Source organism: Rhodoferax mekongensis (genome assembly GCF_032191775.1).
Classification (GTDB): Bacteria; Pseudomonadota; Gammaproteobacteria; order Burkholderiales; family Burkholderiaceae_C; genus Allorhodoferax; species Allorhodoferax mekongensis.
Genome location: NZ_CP132507.1, coordinates 225,925 through 241,657, shown reverse-complemented (window position 1 = coordinate 241,657; position 15,733 = coordinate 225,925). Strand labels below are relative to the sequence as shown.

Genomic DNA, 15,733 nt, shown 5'->3' with positions numbered 1-15,733 from the left:
TGCTCTCCAGGTGTTCAAAACGGGTAGGCGGTGGCGTGGTCTTTGATGGTGACCCACTGCCACTGGGTGTATTCCTCCCAGTCAGCCGGGCCGCCCACACTGGTGCCGTTGCCGGCAATGCCGGGGCCGCCGAAAGGGTTGACGCATTCGTCGTTCACCGTCTGGTCGTTGATGTGGACCATGCCGGACTTGAGCTGGCGGCCCACCGCCATGGCGCGGCCGACCGATGCAGAAATCACTGCGGACGCCAAGCTGCCTTGGTGCTGGTTGGCCAGCGCAACGGCTTCCGCATCGCTGCGGTAGCTGATGATGTTGGCCACCGGGCCGAAGGTCTCTTCGTCAAACACCCGCATGCCGGGGCGTACACCGGAAAGCACGGTGGGCTGGTAGAACAGGCCGTCAAACGTACCGCCGGCCTCCAGTTTGGCGCCAGCGGCAATGCTGTCTTGTACGATTTGGTGAATGCGATCGCGCTGTTTGGCATCGATCACCGGGCCCAGTGCCACCTGGCCGCTGGCACCGTTGCCGACTGGCAGGTGCGTTGCCTTGGCCACCATCTTTTCAATCAGGCCTTGCACCATGCTCTCGTGCACCAGAATCCGGTTGGAGGCCATGCAAATCTGCCCCTGGTGGAAGAACGCGCCCCAGGCCGCATTGCTGGCCGCGATGTCGAGGTCTGCGTCATCCAGAATGACCAGGGCATTGCTGCCGCCCAGCTCAAGCGACACCTTCTTCAAATGGCGGCCGGCCAGCTCGCCGATGCGTCGCCCCACTGCGGGGGAGCCGGTGAAGGCAATCATGGGCACTAGCGGGTCGGTGACCAGCGCTTCGCCGGCCTCCGCATCGCCCGGTAGCACTTGCAACAGCCCGGCGGGCAGACCGGCTTGGGCGAATACGCTGGCAAGCATCAAGCCGCCGCTCACAGGCGTGCGGGTGTCCGGCTTGATGATCACGGCATTGCCGGCCGCCAGGGCGGGTGCCACGGCGCGAATGGCCAAAATCAGGGGGAAGTTGAAGGGCGAGATCACGCCCACCACCCCATGCGGTACGCGGCGCGCCAGGCTGGTGCGGCCGTGCTGGCTGGGCAGCACCTGGCCTTGGGCTTGCAAAGGCATGCCGGCTGCCAAGTTGCACAGCAGGGCCGCTTCCCGGATTTCATGCTGGCCCTTGGGCAGGATGCCGCCCGTCTCGCGGGCGACGAACAGTGCCAGGGTGTCAAAGTGTTTTTCAAACAGGCTCGCAGCGCGGCGGAAAATGTCGGCTTTTTCGCGGGGATGTACGCTCACCCACTGGGCCTGTGCGGCGGCAGCCACCGCTGTGGCGTTGGCAACGTCTGCGGCATTGGCGATACCTACAGTGCACAACACCTCGCCCGTGGCGGGCTCCATCACTTGGCGTACACCGTGGCCGAGTGCAGCCGGAGGGGTGGCCGAAAAATCCAGCCAAGCATTGGTCTCAGTCGTTCCCATGGGAAAGCATCCTTTCAATCGGTTGATCAATTCGCCACTTCGCGAGTGGTTGATCCATGAATTGCAAGGCGCAGACCACCGGTGGATGTGCACTGCACCGAAGTGCAATGTCGCTACCCGGATTTCATTCGGGAGTTACGGACTTTCCCTAGGTGCGGCTTTGGCACTTGGCAAAGGGTTAACCCCTGCCGAGAAATTGCTCAAATGATTAAATAATATAACTAAATTTCACCATTTGATCATTCAAAAACGCCATGCCATCCAGGGCTTCACGTATCTCACTCGCGGATGTTGCACGGGCTACCGGCAGTGTGTTGGGGCAGTCTGCGCAGGTGCCCACCCCCGCGTTCGGTGACGGCTTTGCCAGCTCCTCCGTCAGCGGCGATGCGCACCCGAATCTGGCCGACATCAGTGAATGTTTGTTTTTCTCGCCCGGTGACGGTCGCATCTGGCTGCAAGACCAGCGCGTGGTGCTGATGCACTCCGAGGCGCTAGGCTCGCTGCGCCGCGAGATGGTAGACAGCCTCGGCCTCAAGCAAGCGCGCGGCTTGTTCACCCGCGCGGGCTATGTGAGTGGTGCTCGTGATGCGCAGCTGGTGCGCAAGCAATGGCCCGACGCGGAGCCCCTGGCCTCTGCGATTGCCGGAACCCGCCTGCACGCGCTGGAGGGCATGGTGCAGGTGGAGCTGGTGCATGTGGCTTATGACGCCAAGACCGGCAGCTACGAGGGTGAGTTCCTGTGGCACAACTCCAGTGAAGACGATGAGCACATTGCGGCTTATGGGGTCGGCGGGTCACCCGCCTGCTGGATGCAAGTGGGCTACGCCACCGGCTATGTGAGCACGCTGTTCGGGCGCCTGATTGTGTTTCGGGAGCTTGAATGCCGTTCCATGGGGGATGCGCATTGCCGCGTGGTGGGCAAATCCGCCCATCAGTGGGATGGCGTGGAAGAGGACCTTCGCTACCTGAATGCCCACGAGTTCGTGGATGTGGCCGCATACGACCAAGCCGGGGAAGAGGCTGCCGATTTGCCCAGCCCGGAGCGCAGCGCAGGCGATGCCATGGTGGGCGCGTCTTCAGCCTTCAAGGCGGCTTGCCAGCAGCTCAGTCGGGTGGCCCGGACGTCGGCCACCGTGTTGTTTACCGGTGAGTCCGGTGTGGGCAAAGAAAAGTTCGCCAGCATGCTGCACCGGATCAGTCCACGCGCGAAGCAGCCATTCATTGCGGTGAACTGCGCGGCCATTCCGGAAACCCTGATCGAGTCAGAACTCTTCGGGGTAGAGCGGGGCGCCTTCACCGGCGCTAGTGTGGCGAGGCCCGGCCGGTTCGAGCGTGCCAGTGGCGGCACCTTGTTTCTGGATGAGATCGCCACCCTGAGTTTTGTGGCCCAAGGCAAGCTCTTGCGCGCCCTGCAGGAGGGCCAGATTGAACGCGTGGGCGGCACCCGCAGCATCGCGGTCGACGTGCGGGTGGTGGCTGCTACCAACGAGGCGCTGCGCGAGGCGGTGCGCAAAGGGACATTCCGGGAGGATTTGTTTTTCCGGCTGAATGTGGTGCCCATCCATCTTCCACCCTTGCGTGAACGCCGGGACGACATCCCACTGCTGATGAACCATTTTCTCCACCATTACCGCCGCAAACACGATTGCGATGTCAAAGGCTTCAGCCAGGTGGCCGTGCGTCACCTGCTGAACTATGACTTTCCGGGGAATATCCGCGAACTGCAAAACCTGGTGGAGCGTGCCGTGATCCTCGCGGACGCGGGGGGGCTGATTGACGTCCACCATCTTTTCACCGGCGGGGAGGTTCATCGCGCGGAGGTACTGACCTTGCACGCTGCCGCCGCAAGCGGAGTGTTGAATTTGGCGGGCAAAGCAGCCGCTGCGGCGCAAGCGCCATCTGCCCCACGTGCCATGTCTCTGGATCAAACGGAGCAGTCACTGCTCCAGAAGGCCATTGCTGCCTCAGGGGGCAATTTGTCGGCCGCAGCACGGCTACTCCATACCAGCCGCGCCAAACTCGCCTATCGGGCACGAAAGCATGGGCTGGTCTGAGGGGGGCCTGCGCAGCTGCCAGCTTGCGGCAAGGTTCACCCGTTAGGATTCAGCATCTTCCGCAATACGTCAGATGTGCCCCGGCATTCCAAATGCTCTCTTTTTGATAGCTTTCCGCGCACATTTAGCGGGCGCCAGACCCTGATTAAGCACTCAATCCTTTGAAGAAAAACGCTACCACTGCCCCGTCAGCCGCCGCCAAACCCAAGGCAGTGCCGACCCGCGTGCGCAAAGTTGCTGTGCCTGAGGCTGCTCCGGTAGAACCTGTAGACACAAGCTATTTGCGTACGCTGGTGGGCTACAACGCCCGCCGCGCGTCCCTTGCGATCATCGAGTCATTTATGGTGCGCATGGCGCCCTATGACCTGAAGGTAGTGGACTTCTCGGTGCTCTCGCTGGTCGCCCACAACCCGGGCATCACCTCTCGCCAGTTGTGTGCAGCGCTCAGCGTGCTACCGCCCAACCTCGTGGGTTTGATCGCGACACTGGAGCGCCGGGGCCTGATTGAGCGGCTGCCGCACCCGAGTGACGGCCGGGCCATGGGGGTGCACCTCACGCCCCAGGGGGTAGAGCTGATGGTGCAGGCTGAGCAAACGGCCTTCGACCTGGAGATGGATGCCACCTCCCGTTTGACGGATGCCGAGCGCAAAACCCTGATCCGTCTGCTGCAAAAGGTCTACACCCCGGCCGACTGAGCGGCGCTTTACTCGCCGGCTACCGCGGTGGGGTCCAGGCGCAGCAAACGCACCGCGTTGTCTTTCAGGATGCCGGGCATCACCTCGGGCTTGAAGCCCGCTTCCTGGAAGTCTTTCATCCAGCGCTCCGGGGTGATGAGCGGGTAGTCCGAGCCAAACAATACGCGGTCTTTGAGCAAGGTGTTGGCGTATTGCACCAGTTGCTTGGGAAAGTATTTGGGGCTCCAGCCCGACAGGTCGATCCAGACGTTCGGCTTGTGGGTGGCCACACTCAAGGCCTCGTCTTGCCAGGGGAAGCTGGGGTGGGCCATGACGATCTGCATGTCCGGAAAATCAATAGCTACATCGTCCAGGTGCATGGGGTTGCTGTACTCCAGACGCAGTCCGCCGCCACAGCGCATGCCGCTGCCGATGCCACTGTGGCCGGTGTGAAAAATGGCCGGCATGCCGTATTCGGCAATCACTTCATAGATGGGCCAGGCCATCTTGTCGTAGGGGTGATAGGCCTGCACCGTGGGGTGGAACTTGAAGCCCTTGATGCCGTGCTCCTCGATCAGCTTGCGCGCCTCGCGCGCGCCCATCTTGCCTTTGTGCGGGTCGATGCTGGCAAAGGCGGTCATCATGTCGCTATTGGCTTTGGCGGCTTCGGCAATCTCTTCGTTGGGAATGCGGCGGCGGCCCATTTTGGACTCCGCGTCTACGGTGAACATGACCAAGCCGATTTTCTGTTCCCGGTAATACGCCACGGTTTCCGCAATCGTGGGGCGTCGCCCGTTCTTGAAATATTTGTCGGCGGCCCGGTCGTATTCCTCGCCGTAGTTGTCAAACGGGTTCCAGCAACTCACTTCCGCGTGGGTGTGGATATCGATGGCGCGCAGGTTTTTGTAGTCCATGGTTGTCTCCTGTGGGTTGTCTTCGGACGCACGGAGGCAGCCTCCCTCATGGCGGTCTTCCGGGGAAGAGAGTCGAGGGAAACTACCTAGAAAAAGAGCTTTCAAGTGTCTTGATTTGGTTATTAACTATAACCAAAATTGCGCCATGATGAAAACTTTTATGCAACACCCCGATATCCATTTCGAACGCCTCGGTGAGAAACAAGAAGTGGCGGTGATCCGCCTGACCCGCGGTGCCAAGCGCAACGCCCTGAACGACGGACTCATCCTCGCATTGCGGGATCTGTTCGAAAACATGCCCGAGGGCGTGCGCGCCGCGGTGATCGCCGGCGAGGGCCCGCATTTCTGTGCAGGCCTGGACTTGAGTGAACTCAAAGAGCGGGACGCCGGCCAGGGCTTGCACCATTCCCGCATGTGGCACGCCGCGCTGGAGCGTGTGCAATACGGGCCCGTTCCTGTCATCGCAGCTCTGCAAGGTGCTGTGGTGGGCGGAGGCTTGGAGTTGGCAAGCGCTTGCCACATTCGTGTTGCGGATGCATCCACGTTCTATGCCTTGCCGGAAGGTTCCCGCGGCATTTTTGTGGGCGGCGGCGGTGCGGTGCGCATTCCCAAATTGATCGGTGCGGCCCGCATGACCGACATGATGCTCACCGGCCGTGTGTACAACGCGCAGGATGGGGAGCGCATTGGTCTTGCGCAATACTTGGTGCCGGAAGGTGCTGCCTTCGACAAGGCGCTGGAGCTGGCGGTACGCGTGGCGCAAAACGCACCCCTGACGAACTACGCCTTGATGCACGCCTTGCCGCGCATTGCAGAGCAGCCGGCCGACCAGGGTTTCTTCACCGAGGCCATGATGGCGGCCATCGCCCAGAGCGCACCGGAAGCCAAGACACGGTTGAATGACTTTCTGGAGGGGCGCGCCGCCAAGGTGCGCAAGCAGGACTGAGGTCATGAGCGACATGCAACTCCCCACCATCCGCTACCGCGCCACCAAGTTTGGCGTCACTCGCATTACGGTGACAGATGGCGCCCCCGGTGTTCGCTATCTGCAGGCTGATTTGGCATTGGGTGCCTACGCCCGCCGGATAGCCGACTACCTCGTGCATTGGGCAGAGACCACACCGGACCAGACCTTTCTGGCCCGACGCCAGCAGTTGCCGGATGGCACGACCGGCGAATGGCAGCACATCACCTATGCCCAAGCGCTCGCAAGTGCCCGCAGCATCGGGCAGGCGCTGTTGGACCGGGGCTTGAGCGCTGAGCGCCCTGTCGTCATCCTCAGCGAAAACAGTCTGGAGCACGCCATGATGGCCTTGGGTTGCTTGTATGCCGGGGTACCCTACTGTCCGGTGTCTCCCGCCTATGCCACCCTGAGCCAGGACTACGAAAAGCTGCGCCATGTGATGGATACCCTGACCCCGGGGCTGGTATTCGTGGCGGATGCCACTCGCTATGGCGCGGGAGTTGCCGCCACCGTCGATCCGGATGTTGAGGTGGTGGCTGCAGCCGGGCACCTGCAAGGGCGGGATGCAACCTCTTACGCCTCCTTGTTGGTCACACCAGCCACGCCTGCCATCGATGCGGCCATGCATGCCACCGGCCCAGGAACCATCGTCAAGTTCTTGTTCACTAGCGGTTCCACCAAGCTGCCCAAACCGGTCATCAACACGCAGCGCATGTGGTGTGCCAACCTGCAGCAGATTTCCTTGTCCTTGCCCGTTTTTGCCGAAGCACCACCTGTCTTGTTGGACTGGCTGCCCTGGAACCACACCTTCGGGGGCAACCACAACTTCGGGCTCACGCTACAGCATGGCGGCACCCTCTACATCGACGACGGCAAGCCCACCGCGGCCCTGATCGGGGAGACGCTGCGCAACCTGCGCGAGATTGCGCCGACGGTGTACTTCAACGTGCCCACCGGCTTCGAGATGATTGCATCTGCCATGGAGTCGGATGCGACATTGCGCACGACCCTGCTGTCGCGCCTTAAGGTGTTTTTCTATTCCGGTGCAGGTTTGTCCCAGGCCGTGTGGGACAAGTTGCATGCCATCGAAGAGTCTGCCATCGGCGAGCGGATTGTGATGGCCACCGGGCTGGGCATGACCGAGTCTTCGCCCTCTGCCATGTTCGTCAACAGCCCGGATGTGGCGTCCGGCGACATCGGCGTGCCGGTGCCCGGCATGACGCTCAAACTGGTGGATGTGGATGGAAAAACCGAGGTGCGCTACCGCGGACCCAACGTGACCCCGGGCTACTGGCGCTCCGATGCGGCTACGCGGGATGCGTTTGATGAGGAAGGCTATTTGTGCACCGGGGATGCGGTGAAGTGGATCAGCGAGGCTGATATTCACCGGGGCCTGCGTTTTGACGGCCGGATCGCGGAGGACTTCAAGCTCTCTACGGGCACGTTTGTGAGCGTGGGGCCCATGCGCGCCAAGATCGTGGTGTCGGGTGCTCCCTACATCCAGGATGCGGTGATTACCGGACTGAACCGCAAAGAGGTCGGTGCCTTGCTTTTCCTGTCCGCGGCCTGCCGCGATGTAGCCAACCTGCCTGCAGATGCTCCCTGGGCTGATGTGGTTCAAAGTGCCGCAGTACGCCAGCGCATAGAAGCCATCGTCGACCAGCTGGCCCGTGAGGCCACTGGCAGTGCAAGCCGCGTCGCCCGCGTGCTTTTAATGGTGGAGCCACCTTCCGCAGAAAAGGGCGAGATCACTGACAAGGGCTCCCTGAACCAGCGCGCGGTGCTGAAACATCGTCACGCACTGGTCGAAGGCCTGCACGACGACACCCTCCCTTTCATCATCAAGCCCACGGTCTGAGCGCGTAGCGTCGAAGGAACACACATGAACATTCAAGGGCAAACCGCACTGGTGACCGGTGCAGCATCGGGTTTGGGGGAGGCGACTGCCCGTGAACTGGCGAGACTGGGAGCGAGAGTCGCCGTGCTGGACATTAATGAGGCACAAGCAGAAGCCGTGGCGTCCGCGATCAGGGCAGAGTTCGGGGAAGACCGAGCCATCGCGCTGCGCTGCGACATCACGCAGACCGATAGTGCGCAAGCCGCCCTTGCCGCATCGGAGCAAGCACTGGGTGCTGCCCGCATCCTCATGAATGTGGCCGGCATCGGCAGCGCCAAGCGCGTGGTCCAACGGGATGGAACAGCAGCGCCCCTAGAGGACTTTGCGCGTGTGGTCTCTATCAACCTCATTGGCGCCTACAACATCAGTCGCTTGTTCGCAGCAGCGTGTAGCAAATTGACGCCTCTGGAGAACGGCGAGCGTGGCGTGATGATGTTCACGGCATCCGTGGCGGCTTTTGACGGGCAGGTGGGCCAGCAGGCCTACAGCGCGTCCAAGGGCGGTCTGGTCGGTATGACGCTGCCCATGGCCCGAGACCTCGCGCAGCACGCGATCCGGGTGTGCACGGTGGCGCCGGGCTTGTTTGCCACCCCCTTGATGAAGGAGTTGCCGGAAGCCGTGCAGCAGTCCCTCGCGGCCAGCATTCCCTTTCCGCCACGTCTGGGCAAACCACAAGAGTTCGCCGAGTTGGCCTGCCACATCGTGACCAATGGACACCTCAATGGCGAAGTGATCCGGCTCGATGGCGCATTGCGCATGGCCCCGCGCTGAGCACCGCTACATCTTTCCCTCAGCAACCTGCAAACCAAAAATAGGAGACAACCATGTTCACTCGCAGGCAACTCATCCAGGCCTTGGGCAGCAGCGCTGCTTTGGGCGCGCTATATCCACTCACCGCGCAAGCGCAGGTAGACCAAGTCAAGGTGTACTTCGGCTTCCCGCCGGGCAGTTCCGGCGACACGGTAGCCCGCCGTGTAGCTGAGAAATGGGCGGGAACCCCGTTTAGCAAAAACGCAGGCATTGTGGAAAACAAACCCGGCGCTGGCGGACGCATCGCCTTGGAGGCTCTCAAGAACGCGCCCGCTGATGGATCAGTGCTGGCGCTGTCACAGGTGTCGGCCCTGGCGAGCTATCCGCACATCTTCAACAAGATGCCTTATGCAGACAAGGACTTCGCACCTGTCTCCATCGCAGCCATCATGCACCATGGGCTGGCGGTCGGCCCCATGGTGCCTGCCAATGTCAAAACGGTGAAGGATTTTCTGGCATGGGCCAAGGCCAACCCGAAAGATGCGAGTTATGGATCACCCGGTGCCGGTTCCACACCGCATTTCATCGGGGCATTGCTGGGCATCAACAGTGGGGTAGAGCTCCGGCATGTGCCTTACCGTGGTTCAGTGCCCGGGGTTACCGATCTGGTGGGTGGGCAGGTAGCTGCCATGGTGACGCCCCATGGCGACTACCTGGCCAACTACAAGGCCGGCAAATTGCGGATCCTGGGTACTTCCGGCCCCAATCGCTCACCTTACGCACCTGAAGTGCCCACATTCGCAGAGCAGGGCTTCCCGGAGCTCACGACAGAAGAATGGTTCGGCTTCTATGCCCCCGCCAATACCCCCAAGCCGGTCGTAATGGCCGCCAATGCAGCCATCAATGCCGCGTTGAAGGAAAAATCGGTGATCGAAAGTCTTGCATTGGTAGGCTTGATTCCCCGCGGCTCCACACCCGAAGAACAGGCGCGCTGGCAAAAGGCAGAGTTCGATACTTGGGGGCCGCTGATCAAAAAAATCGGATTTACCGCTGATTCTTGAGACGCCAACAAGGCTAATTGGTACTTTTTCCTCTGTCGAGCGCCAAGCAGGCACCGTCTGCTGCGCCTAGGGGGAAACGCTCTATGGAGAAAAAGAAGCGTCAGTAGAATGGCCCTCTTTTTCTCTCGGGAGCCCCCCTGTGTCCGACGCCCTCGCTGTACTCCCGCAATACCTTCTCCCCAAAAAAGCACTGACCGCCTTTGCAGGGGTGATTGCCGGTGCACGGGGCGGCAAAGCCACCACGGCACTGATCCGCTGGTTCATCGGGAAATACAAGGTAAACATGGCCGAAGCGGCCAACCCCGATCCCGCGGCCTACCCCACATTCAACGAATTCTTCACGCGGGCCCTGAAACCGGGTGCCCGTCCGCTGGCCAACGTGCCTTTTGTGTGTCCTGTGGATGGCGCCATCAGCCAGTTCGGCGCGATCGACAAAGACCAAATTTTTCAAGCCAAAGGTCATCGCTACAGCAGCACCGCACTGGTCGGAGGCGATGCCCAATTGGCGGCGCAGTTTGACAACGGAACTTTCGCCACCATCTATCTGAGCCCACGGGACTACCACCGCATTCACATGCCGTGTGATGGTGAGTTACGCCGCATGATCTATGTGCCGGGCGATTTGTTCTCGGTCAACCCCACGACTGCGCGTGGCGTGCCGGGCTTGTTTGCCCGCAACGAGCGAGTGGTGTGCGTGTTTGATTCACCTTATGGCGAATTTGTGCTGACCCTGGTCGGCGCCACCGTGGTGGGCAGCATGGCTACCACCTGGCACGGGGTGGTGAATCCTCCGCGCTTGCCGCAGGTGACCGAGTGGCGCTATGACGCTGGCAAGGTAGTGTTGAAACAGGGCGAAGAGATGGGCCGGTTCTTGCTTGGATCGACCGTGGTCTTGCTGTTCCGCAAGGACGCACTGAATTTCAATCCGGATTGGGCGCCGGCCAAACCTGTACAGCTGGGTGAAAGTATGGGTATTTAGGCGAGCAAAAGGGGCTGAAATTCAGTATCCTGAGTTTTTTGAAACCCCAAAGAGGGAAAGTATGAATAACGTTGCCATCGTGAACGAATCACCCGTTTCCGTCGTTGGAGAGAGTGGCGTCCCCGAGCCCGCGCCGTATCAGCGCACTCGCATCACCGCGCTGGAAAACATGACGGTGCGCTCCAGCTTGTGGCTCGCATTCGCCAGTGTGTTGTTGGGGGCGGTGGTCATTGGCGTGTTTTCCCTGTTCCAAATGGGCCGCTTGAATGCGTCCACCAAGGCCATTTATGAACAGGAATACGCAGCCGGCCAAGCTGCCGAAGAGGCGCGCGGCCTGATCTTACGTGCTAGTCGCGCCCAGACCCAGTTGCTAACAGCCACCACTGCGGCTGAACGCAACACCTTGGGTGCCGCCATTGAAACCAGCCTGGGTGATATTGCAAAGCGCTTGGACATCATCAAGGGCTTGTCGACCTCTGAGGAAACCATTGCAACCAGCCAGGAATTGATTGAGGCCATGGGCAAGTGGGCTAAACGTCAAAGCGCCTATATCGCTCTCGTGAAGGAGCAACCGCTGGACTTGATGCAGATGAGCACCGACGTTCCTACCGAAGACGCCCGTTTGCTCAATGATACCCGCAAACTGGAAAAACTGGTCGATACCTTGGTGGAGCAGCGCGCACAGTCTGCCAAGGCCACCATTGAAAATGCCGGCCAGATCTACAAGTCCTCCCAGATGTGGGTGGTCGGCATCATGGTGCTGCTGCTGATTCTGTCGCTGGTCATCAGCGCGTGGGTTACGGGGCGCCTCTCCCGCCAACTGGGCGGTGAACCAGCTTACGCCAAGTCCATTGCCAGCCGGATCGCGGATGGCGATCTGACGATGCAAATCCAGCTCGCACCCAAAGATAACGACAGTTTGCTCTATTCGCTGCGTGACATGCAGATGAAGTTGTCTGACACCATGCGTGACATTGCAGACAGCTCCAAGCAAGTGGCGAATGCCTCACGCGAGATCTCCATGGGGAACCTGGACTTGTCACAGCGGACGGAGCAACAAAGTGCATCGCTCGAAAAAACAAGCACCAATGTGGAGCAAATGGCTGCGCTTACCCGGCGCTATGCAGAAAGCGCTGCGGAGGCTGCACAACTTTCCGGCAATGCCAGCCGCTCAGCCCGTTTGGGTGGCGAAGTAGTCGCTGACGTCGTCAGCACCATGGAGAAGATCAGCAAGAGCACCCAGGCCATCCACGGCAACATCAGTGTGATCGAGGGCATTGCGTTCCAGACCAATATCCTGGCGCTCAATGCAGCGGTCGAGGCTGCACACGCCGGGGAGCAGGGGCGTGGTTTCGCGGTGGTGGCGCAAGAGGTGCGCTCGCTCGCGGAACGCAGTGCCAAGGCGGCCCGTGAAATCAATGCACTGATCGAAGAGTCCACGCGCCAAGTGAAAGAAGGTGCAGAGCTGGCGAGCAAAGCCGGCCAGACCATCAGTGAAATGGCGGACACCGTTCAACAAACCAGCGCGGTGATGGAAGAAATTTCCGGTGCCTCGGCCCAGCAGAGCCACGGAATTGAAGAGATCAACCGGGCGGTCGCGCAGTTGGACGACAGCACCCAGCAGAACGCTGCACTGGTCGAAGAAGCTGCCGCCGCAGCGCAATCGCTGGATGAACAGGCGCAGTCTCTGGATCAGCTGGTCGGGCGCTTCCACTTGCGCAGTTAAGCCCACCGTAGGTATCAACAAAAACGGCGGCCTTGGGCCGCCGTTTTTGCATCCGATGATTCCTTACCGGAAGATCACGGTCTTGTGGCCATTCAAGAGCACGCGGTGTTCGCTATGCCATTTGACTGCGCGAGCCAGCACCTGGCTTTCGGTGTCGCGGCCCAGTGTGGTCAGGTCTTCCACGGTACGGCTGTGGTCCACGCGGGCAACGTCCTGCTCAATGATGGGACCCTCATCCAAGTCTGCCGTCACGTAATGGGCGGTTGCACCAATCAACTTCACACCGCGGTCATGGGCCTGGTAGTAGGGCTTGGCGCCTTTGAAGCTGGGCAGAAAGCTGTGGTGGATGTTGATGGCGCGGCCGTTTAGTTGCCGGCACATGTTGTCGCTGAGGATTTGCATGTAGCGGGCCAAAACCACCAGTTCTGCACCTTCTGCTTCAATGATTTCCAGCTGTTTGGCTTCGGCCTGTTCTTTGGTGGCTGCAGTCACCGGAATGTGGTGGAAGGGCACGTTGTAGCTGGCGGCGAGTTGGTAAAACTCGCGGTGGTTGGACACGATGGCCCGGATGTCCAAGGGCAGCAGGCCGCTCTTCCAGCGGAATAGCAAGTCATTCAGGCAATGGCCTTCTTTGCTGACCATGATGACCGTGCGCATGGGCTGCGCCACGGACTGCAGGTTCCACTGGAGCTTGAGAGGTTCGGCAAAAGTGCCCAGTTGGGACTTCAGCTCTGCGTGACTCATTTGACTGCAGCTGAATTGCACCCGCATGAAAAACAGGCCCGTGTCGTGGTCGTTGTACTGGGCTGCTTCTTCAATGTTGCCACCGCGTTCCAGCAAAAAACCCGAAACAGCGTGGACAAGCCCCAAGCGGTCGGGGCAGGAAAACGTAAGGATGTAGGTCTGGCTCATCCCCCGATTGTCGCAGTTCCTCGCAACGGGGGCAGGCCGTGAGCCGCTTGCCCGTTCAGTGCACCTGGACAGGCGTCTGCGCGAGCTCGGCGTACTGTTCGAGCGTGTCTTCCACCTCTTCCTGGGTCGGAGTATTCACCTGCCAGGCCATGATGTGTTGCTGAAAGAGTTCGGCCCATGAGCCGTCCAGGTACACCTCTTTGTTGGAGCGTTTGTCCACGATTTCAAAGCCATGGCGGGCCAGGCTGGGTACGCCCAGAGGATAGCGCTCGGTTTTTTCCGGTGCCTGATCCTCGGCTTCGCCGTTGGCGAGCATGTGCGTGACGGAGAAAGAATCGGATTCGTAGAGCGTATGCATAGGTGATTTCAGAGAGATGATCCGTAAATAGATGCCATCTGCACCGATTCAAGAGTAGCAGCAAAAATGCGTGTCCGTGCAAATCTCAACGGTTATGGCTATTTGCCCACACTAAATCCAGGTAATCGCCGTTGGATTCCGTAATGCGGATGCGAACCGGCAAAAACTGCAAATTCGGTGCGTACCAGAGCTCCAGTCTTTGTTTGCGTTCTGCACTGGGTTCATGCGTGAACTTGATGGCCGATACAGGCCCGTTAGCAAGCTTGACCATTTCCGGAGCGCCCGCTTTGAAGGTCCATTGCTCGGCATAGCGGTCCCCGATGGCCTGCAGGCTGATGCTTTTCCCTGCAGCACCCTGTGCGCTGTTGCCCGCCAGCAAGCTGGCCAATTGCATAAACACACTCAGCTGATCCTGGGCGCCGGCCTGTAAGAGCGCATCGGGGGTTCCCTCGCTGAAGGAAATCCGTCCGGCGCTGCGCTGAAAGCGTGCATTGATTTCAGATTGCCCCAGGCGCTTGCTGGTGAACTTGTCAGGCTCCAGGCCGCGCTCCGTCAAGGTGCCTTGACTGGTCCACGCCTGAAGGGTGAGGCCGAATTTGCGGATCAGCAATTGCGATTGGTAGGTCTTGCCGTCGTGTGACCAGACTAACTCGGCCGTGCCGGTGTAAGCGGATGAGATCACGCCCTCTACGTCGTAGGCCATGCGAACCGGGGCCGGCGCCTTGTGGGTCATAGCGACATCCGTGGCTGCCGTTTGTGCGGCCAGCGGCGAGCAGGTAAAGGCGAAAGCCATTGCCCATGCTGCAAGTGGTTTTGTCAGACCAAGTTGGATTCTCTGTGTCATGCTTATTGGGGGATTTGGCTGTCTGTCCAAACCATGTCCAGCACATTGCCGTTGGGTTCGGACAGCCGGATGTGGGCAGGCAAGTAGGCCAGTTGAGGCGCGAGCCAGATTTCGGCTTTGGTGCTGTAGTCGCCGGTCGCCTCACGGGTCAGTTTGATGGCCTGCATGTTGCCGCCTGGCACTGTGACGCGCTCTTCGGGCGACACCACAAACATCCAGCTTTCTGCCTGCCGGGGGCCTATGGTCTGGAACGATAGGGTGTCACCGGCGGTCAGCCGGCTGGGTTCGCCCGCCCAGAGGCTGGCAAGTTGTATGAATACGCTCAAATAGTCCTGCGCCCCCGGCAGCAAAGGGGCCGGCTCCGAATTGGCGCTGAAAATCACCCTGCCCTCATCGCGCACAAAGTGGGATGCCACCTCTGCCCTGCGGAAGCCTTTTTCACCAAAGCGTACCGGTGCCAAGCCGGCGGCTGTCAGTGCGCCTTTGCTTGTCCATTGGCGCAAGTTGATCAAAAACTTGGTTACCACCAGACTGGCTTGGTAGTTCTCGCCGTCATGCTTCCAGGTGATGGCCGCGCCCACCACATTTTGTTGACCATCGCTCATGCCAAACACGTCGTAATTCAATACCACGGGCGGGGGGAAGGCAAACCGGGGCAATCGGTCGCTGCTGGCTACCGGTTCCGCGACCGGAGGCGCCGGTTCTGCCGGTGGTGCAAGCGTCGCGCTTTCTGTGGCAGGGTGATTAACGGGCGGAGGGTCTGCCGCCGTGCCGGATGATTGCGATTCAGGCACCAATGCCGGCTGTACCGGTCCGCCCTCTGCTGTCCCGTTGGGTTGCGTGGGAACGGATTTCACCGCAGGGGCGGTGGGCTCCGGTGCCGACGGAACGGGCGGCGGTTGTGGTGCCGGACTATCCTGCGGGGCCGCAATCATGCGGGTACTTAGGGGGGCTACCGTTTCACCGGCACTATCGGACTCACCCGGCCATAACCCGAGCCGAAAACCGCCGAGCAGCCACCAATGCAAGGCGAGCACAGCCGCCAGCACCGCCATAAAGCTTCGCAAGGACAGAAGGGTCAAAGATGGGCGCAAAGGAGTCCCGGATAAAGCCGCAGCCATGTTCCATAGA

At 60.5% G+C, this 15,733-nt stretch carries 14 protein-coding genes; 8 read left to right on the top strand and 6 right to left on the bottom strand.

The window, feature by feature from the left end; all coding sequences use genetic code 11:
• Nucleotides 1-14 precede the first annotated feature (14 nt).
• Entirely contained in the window at nt 15-1,469 is a 1,455-nt protein-coding gene (locus RAN89_RS01115; protein ID WP_313867861.1) for a benzaldehyde dehydrogenase, read from the bottom strand.
• Nucleotides 1,470-1,723: 254 nt separating this feature from the next.
• Between RAN89_RS01115 and RAN89_RS01110 the strand changes: the two genes are divergently transcribed.
• Both RAN89_RS01110 and RAN89_RS01105 read left to right on the top strand, forming a co-directional pair.
• Nucleotides 1,724-3,523 (top strand): sigma 54-interacting transcriptional regulator, encoded by a 1,800-nt coding sequence (locus RAN89_RS01110; RefSeq protein WP_313867860.1) that lies wholly within the window; start codon nt 1,724-1,726, stop codon nt 3,521-3,523.
• Nucleotides 3,524-3,747: 224 nt separating this feature from the next.
• On the top strand, nt 3,748-4,218 hold the full coding sequence (locus RAN89_RS01105; protein ID WP_313869320.1) for a MarR family winged helix-turn-helix transcriptional regulator: 471 nt from the start codon (nt 3,748-3,750) through the stop codon (nt 4,216-4,218).
• An 8-nt stretch (nt 4,219-4,226) separates the two neighbouring features.
• Here RAN89_RS01105 and RAN89_RS01100 read toward each other — a convergent pair whose 3' ends face one another.
• Nucleotides 4,227-5,111, bottom strand: a complete 885-nt coding sequence (locus tag RAN89_RS01100) for an amidohydrolase family protein (RefSeq protein ID WP_087495380.1) — start codon at nt 5,109-5,111, stop codon at nt 4,227-4,229.
• Between the two features lie 160 nt (nt 5,112-5,271).
• On the opposite strand from RAN89_RS01100, the gene RAN89_RS01095 reads away from it, so the two are divergent.
• From RAN89_RS01095 to RAN89_RS01070, 6 genes are all read left to right on the top strand, one after another.
• A complete protein-coding gene (locus RAN89_RS01095) occupies nt 5,272-6,057 on the top strand; it encodes a crotonase/enoyl-CoA hydratase family protein (RefSeq protein WP_313869319.1) in 786 nt (261 codons plus the stop codon).
• A 4-nt stretch (nt 6,058-6,061) separates the two neighbouring features.
• Nucleotides 6,062-7,933 (top strand): feruloyl-CoA synthase, encoded by a 1,872-nt coding sequence (locus RAN89_RS01090; RefSeq protein WP_313867859.1) that lies wholly within the window; start codon nt 6,062-6,064, stop codon nt 7,931-7,933.
• A 24-nt stretch (nt 7,934-7,957) separates the two neighbouring features.
• Nucleotides 7,958-8,743 carry an SDR family NAD(P)-dependent oxidoreductase gene (locus RAN89_RS01085; RefSeq protein WP_313867858.1) on the top strand — a complete coding sequence of 262 codons (786 nt, stop codon included), beginning with the start codon at nt 7,958-7,960 and terminating at the stop codon, nt 8,741-8,743.
• A 53-nt stretch (nt 8,744-8,796) separates the two neighbouring features.
• On the top strand, nt 8,797-9,783 hold the full coding sequence (locus RAN89_RS01080; RefSeq protein WP_313867857.1) for a Bug family tripartite tricarboxylate transporter substrate binding protein: 987 nt from the start codon (nt 8,797-8,799) through the stop codon (nt 9,781-9,783).
• A 139-nt stretch (nt 9,784-9,922) separates the two neighbouring features.
• Nucleotides 9,923-10,762, top strand: a complete 840-nt coding sequence (gene asd / locus RAN89_RS01075) for an archaetidylserine decarboxylase (protein ID WP_313867856.1) — start codon at nt 9,923-9,925, stop codon at nt 10,760-10,762.
• 61 nt (nt 10,763-10,823) lie between these two features.
• Entirely contained in the window at nt 10,824-12,488 is a 1,665-nt protein-coding gene (locus tag RAN89_RS01070; RefSeq protein ID WP_313867855.1) for a methyl-accepting chemotaxis protein, read from the top strand.
• 63 nt (nt 12,489-12,551) lie between these two features.
• Here RAN89_RS01070 and purU read toward each other — a convergent pair whose 3' ends face one another.
• The 4 genes from purU to RAN89_RS01050 form a co-directional block, all read right to left on the bottom strand.
• Nucleotides 12,552-13,400, bottom strand: a complete 849-nt coding sequence (purU, locus tag RAN89_RS01065) for a formyltetrahydrofolate deformylase (protein ID WP_313867854.1) — start codon at nt 13,398-13,400, stop codon at nt 12,552-12,554.
• A gap of 55 nt (nt 13,401-13,455) precedes the next feature.
• Nucleotides 13,456-13,758, bottom strand: coding sequence for a BTH_I0359 family protein (locus RAN89_RS01060; RefSeq protein WP_087495373.1), 303 nt, complete (start codon nt 13,756-13,758; stop codon nt 13,456-13,458).
• An 85-nt stretch (nt 13,759-13,843) separates the two neighbouring features.
• A complete protein-coding gene (locus tag RAN89_RS01055) occupies nt 13,844-14,551 on the bottom strand; it encodes a DUF3108 domain-containing protein (RefSeq protein ID WP_313867853.1) in 708 nt (235 codons plus the stop codon).
• A gap of 53 nt (nt 14,552-14,604) precedes the next feature.
• A complete protein-coding gene (locus RAN89_RS01050) occupies nt 14,605-15,696 on the bottom strand; it encodes a DUF3108 domain-containing protein (protein ID WP_313867852.1) in 1,092 nt (363 codons plus the stop codon).
• Nucleotides 15,697-15,733: the final 37 nt, after the last annotated feature.

Bases quoted from the DNA above. Each gene is read 5' to 3' on its own strand.
- RAN89_RS01115 (WP_313867861.1), bottom strand. From the start codon at position 1,469: ATGGGAACGACTGAGACCAATGCTTGGCTGGATTTTTCGGCCACCCCT.
- RAN89_RS01110 (WP_313867860.1), top strand. From the start codon at position 1,724: ATGCCATCCAGGGCTTCACGTATCTCACTCGCGGATGTTGCACGGGCT.
- RAN89_RS01100 (WP_087495380.1), bottom strand. From the start codon at position 5,111: ATGGACTACAAAAACCTGCGCGCCATCGATATCCACACCCACGCGGAA.
- RAN89_RS01095 (WP_313869319.1), top strand. From the start codon at position 5,272: ATGCAACACCCCGATATCCATTTCGAACGCCTCGGTGAGAAACAAGAA.
- RAN89_RS01090 (WP_313867859.1), top strand. From the start codon at position 6,062: ATGAGCGACATGCAACTCCCCACCATCCGCTACCGCGCCACCAAGTTT.
- RAN89_RS01085 (WP_313867858.1), top strand. From the start codon at position 7,958: ATGAACATTCAAGGGCAAACCGCACTGGTGACCGGTGCAGCATCGGGT.
- RAN89_RS01080 (WP_313867857.1), top strand. From the start codon at position 8,797: ATGTTCACTCGCAGGCAACTCATCCAGGCCTTGGGCAGCAGCGCTGCT.
- RAN89_RS01070 (WP_313867855.1), top strand. From the start codon at position 10,824: ATGAATAACGTTGCCATCGTGAACGAATCACCCGTTTCCGTCGTTGGA.
- purU (WP_313867854.1), bottom strand. From the start codon at position 13,400: ATGAGCCAGACCTACATCCTTACGTTTTCCTGCCCCGACCGCTTGGGG.
- RAN89_RS01060 (WP_087495373.1), bottom strand. From the start codon at position 13,758: ATGCATACGCTCTACGAATCCGATTCTTTCTCCGTCACGCACATGCTC.
- RAN89_RS01055 (WP_313867853.1), bottom strand. From the start codon at position 14,551: ATGGCTTTCGCCTTTACCTGCTCGCCGCTGGCCGCACAAACGGCAGCC.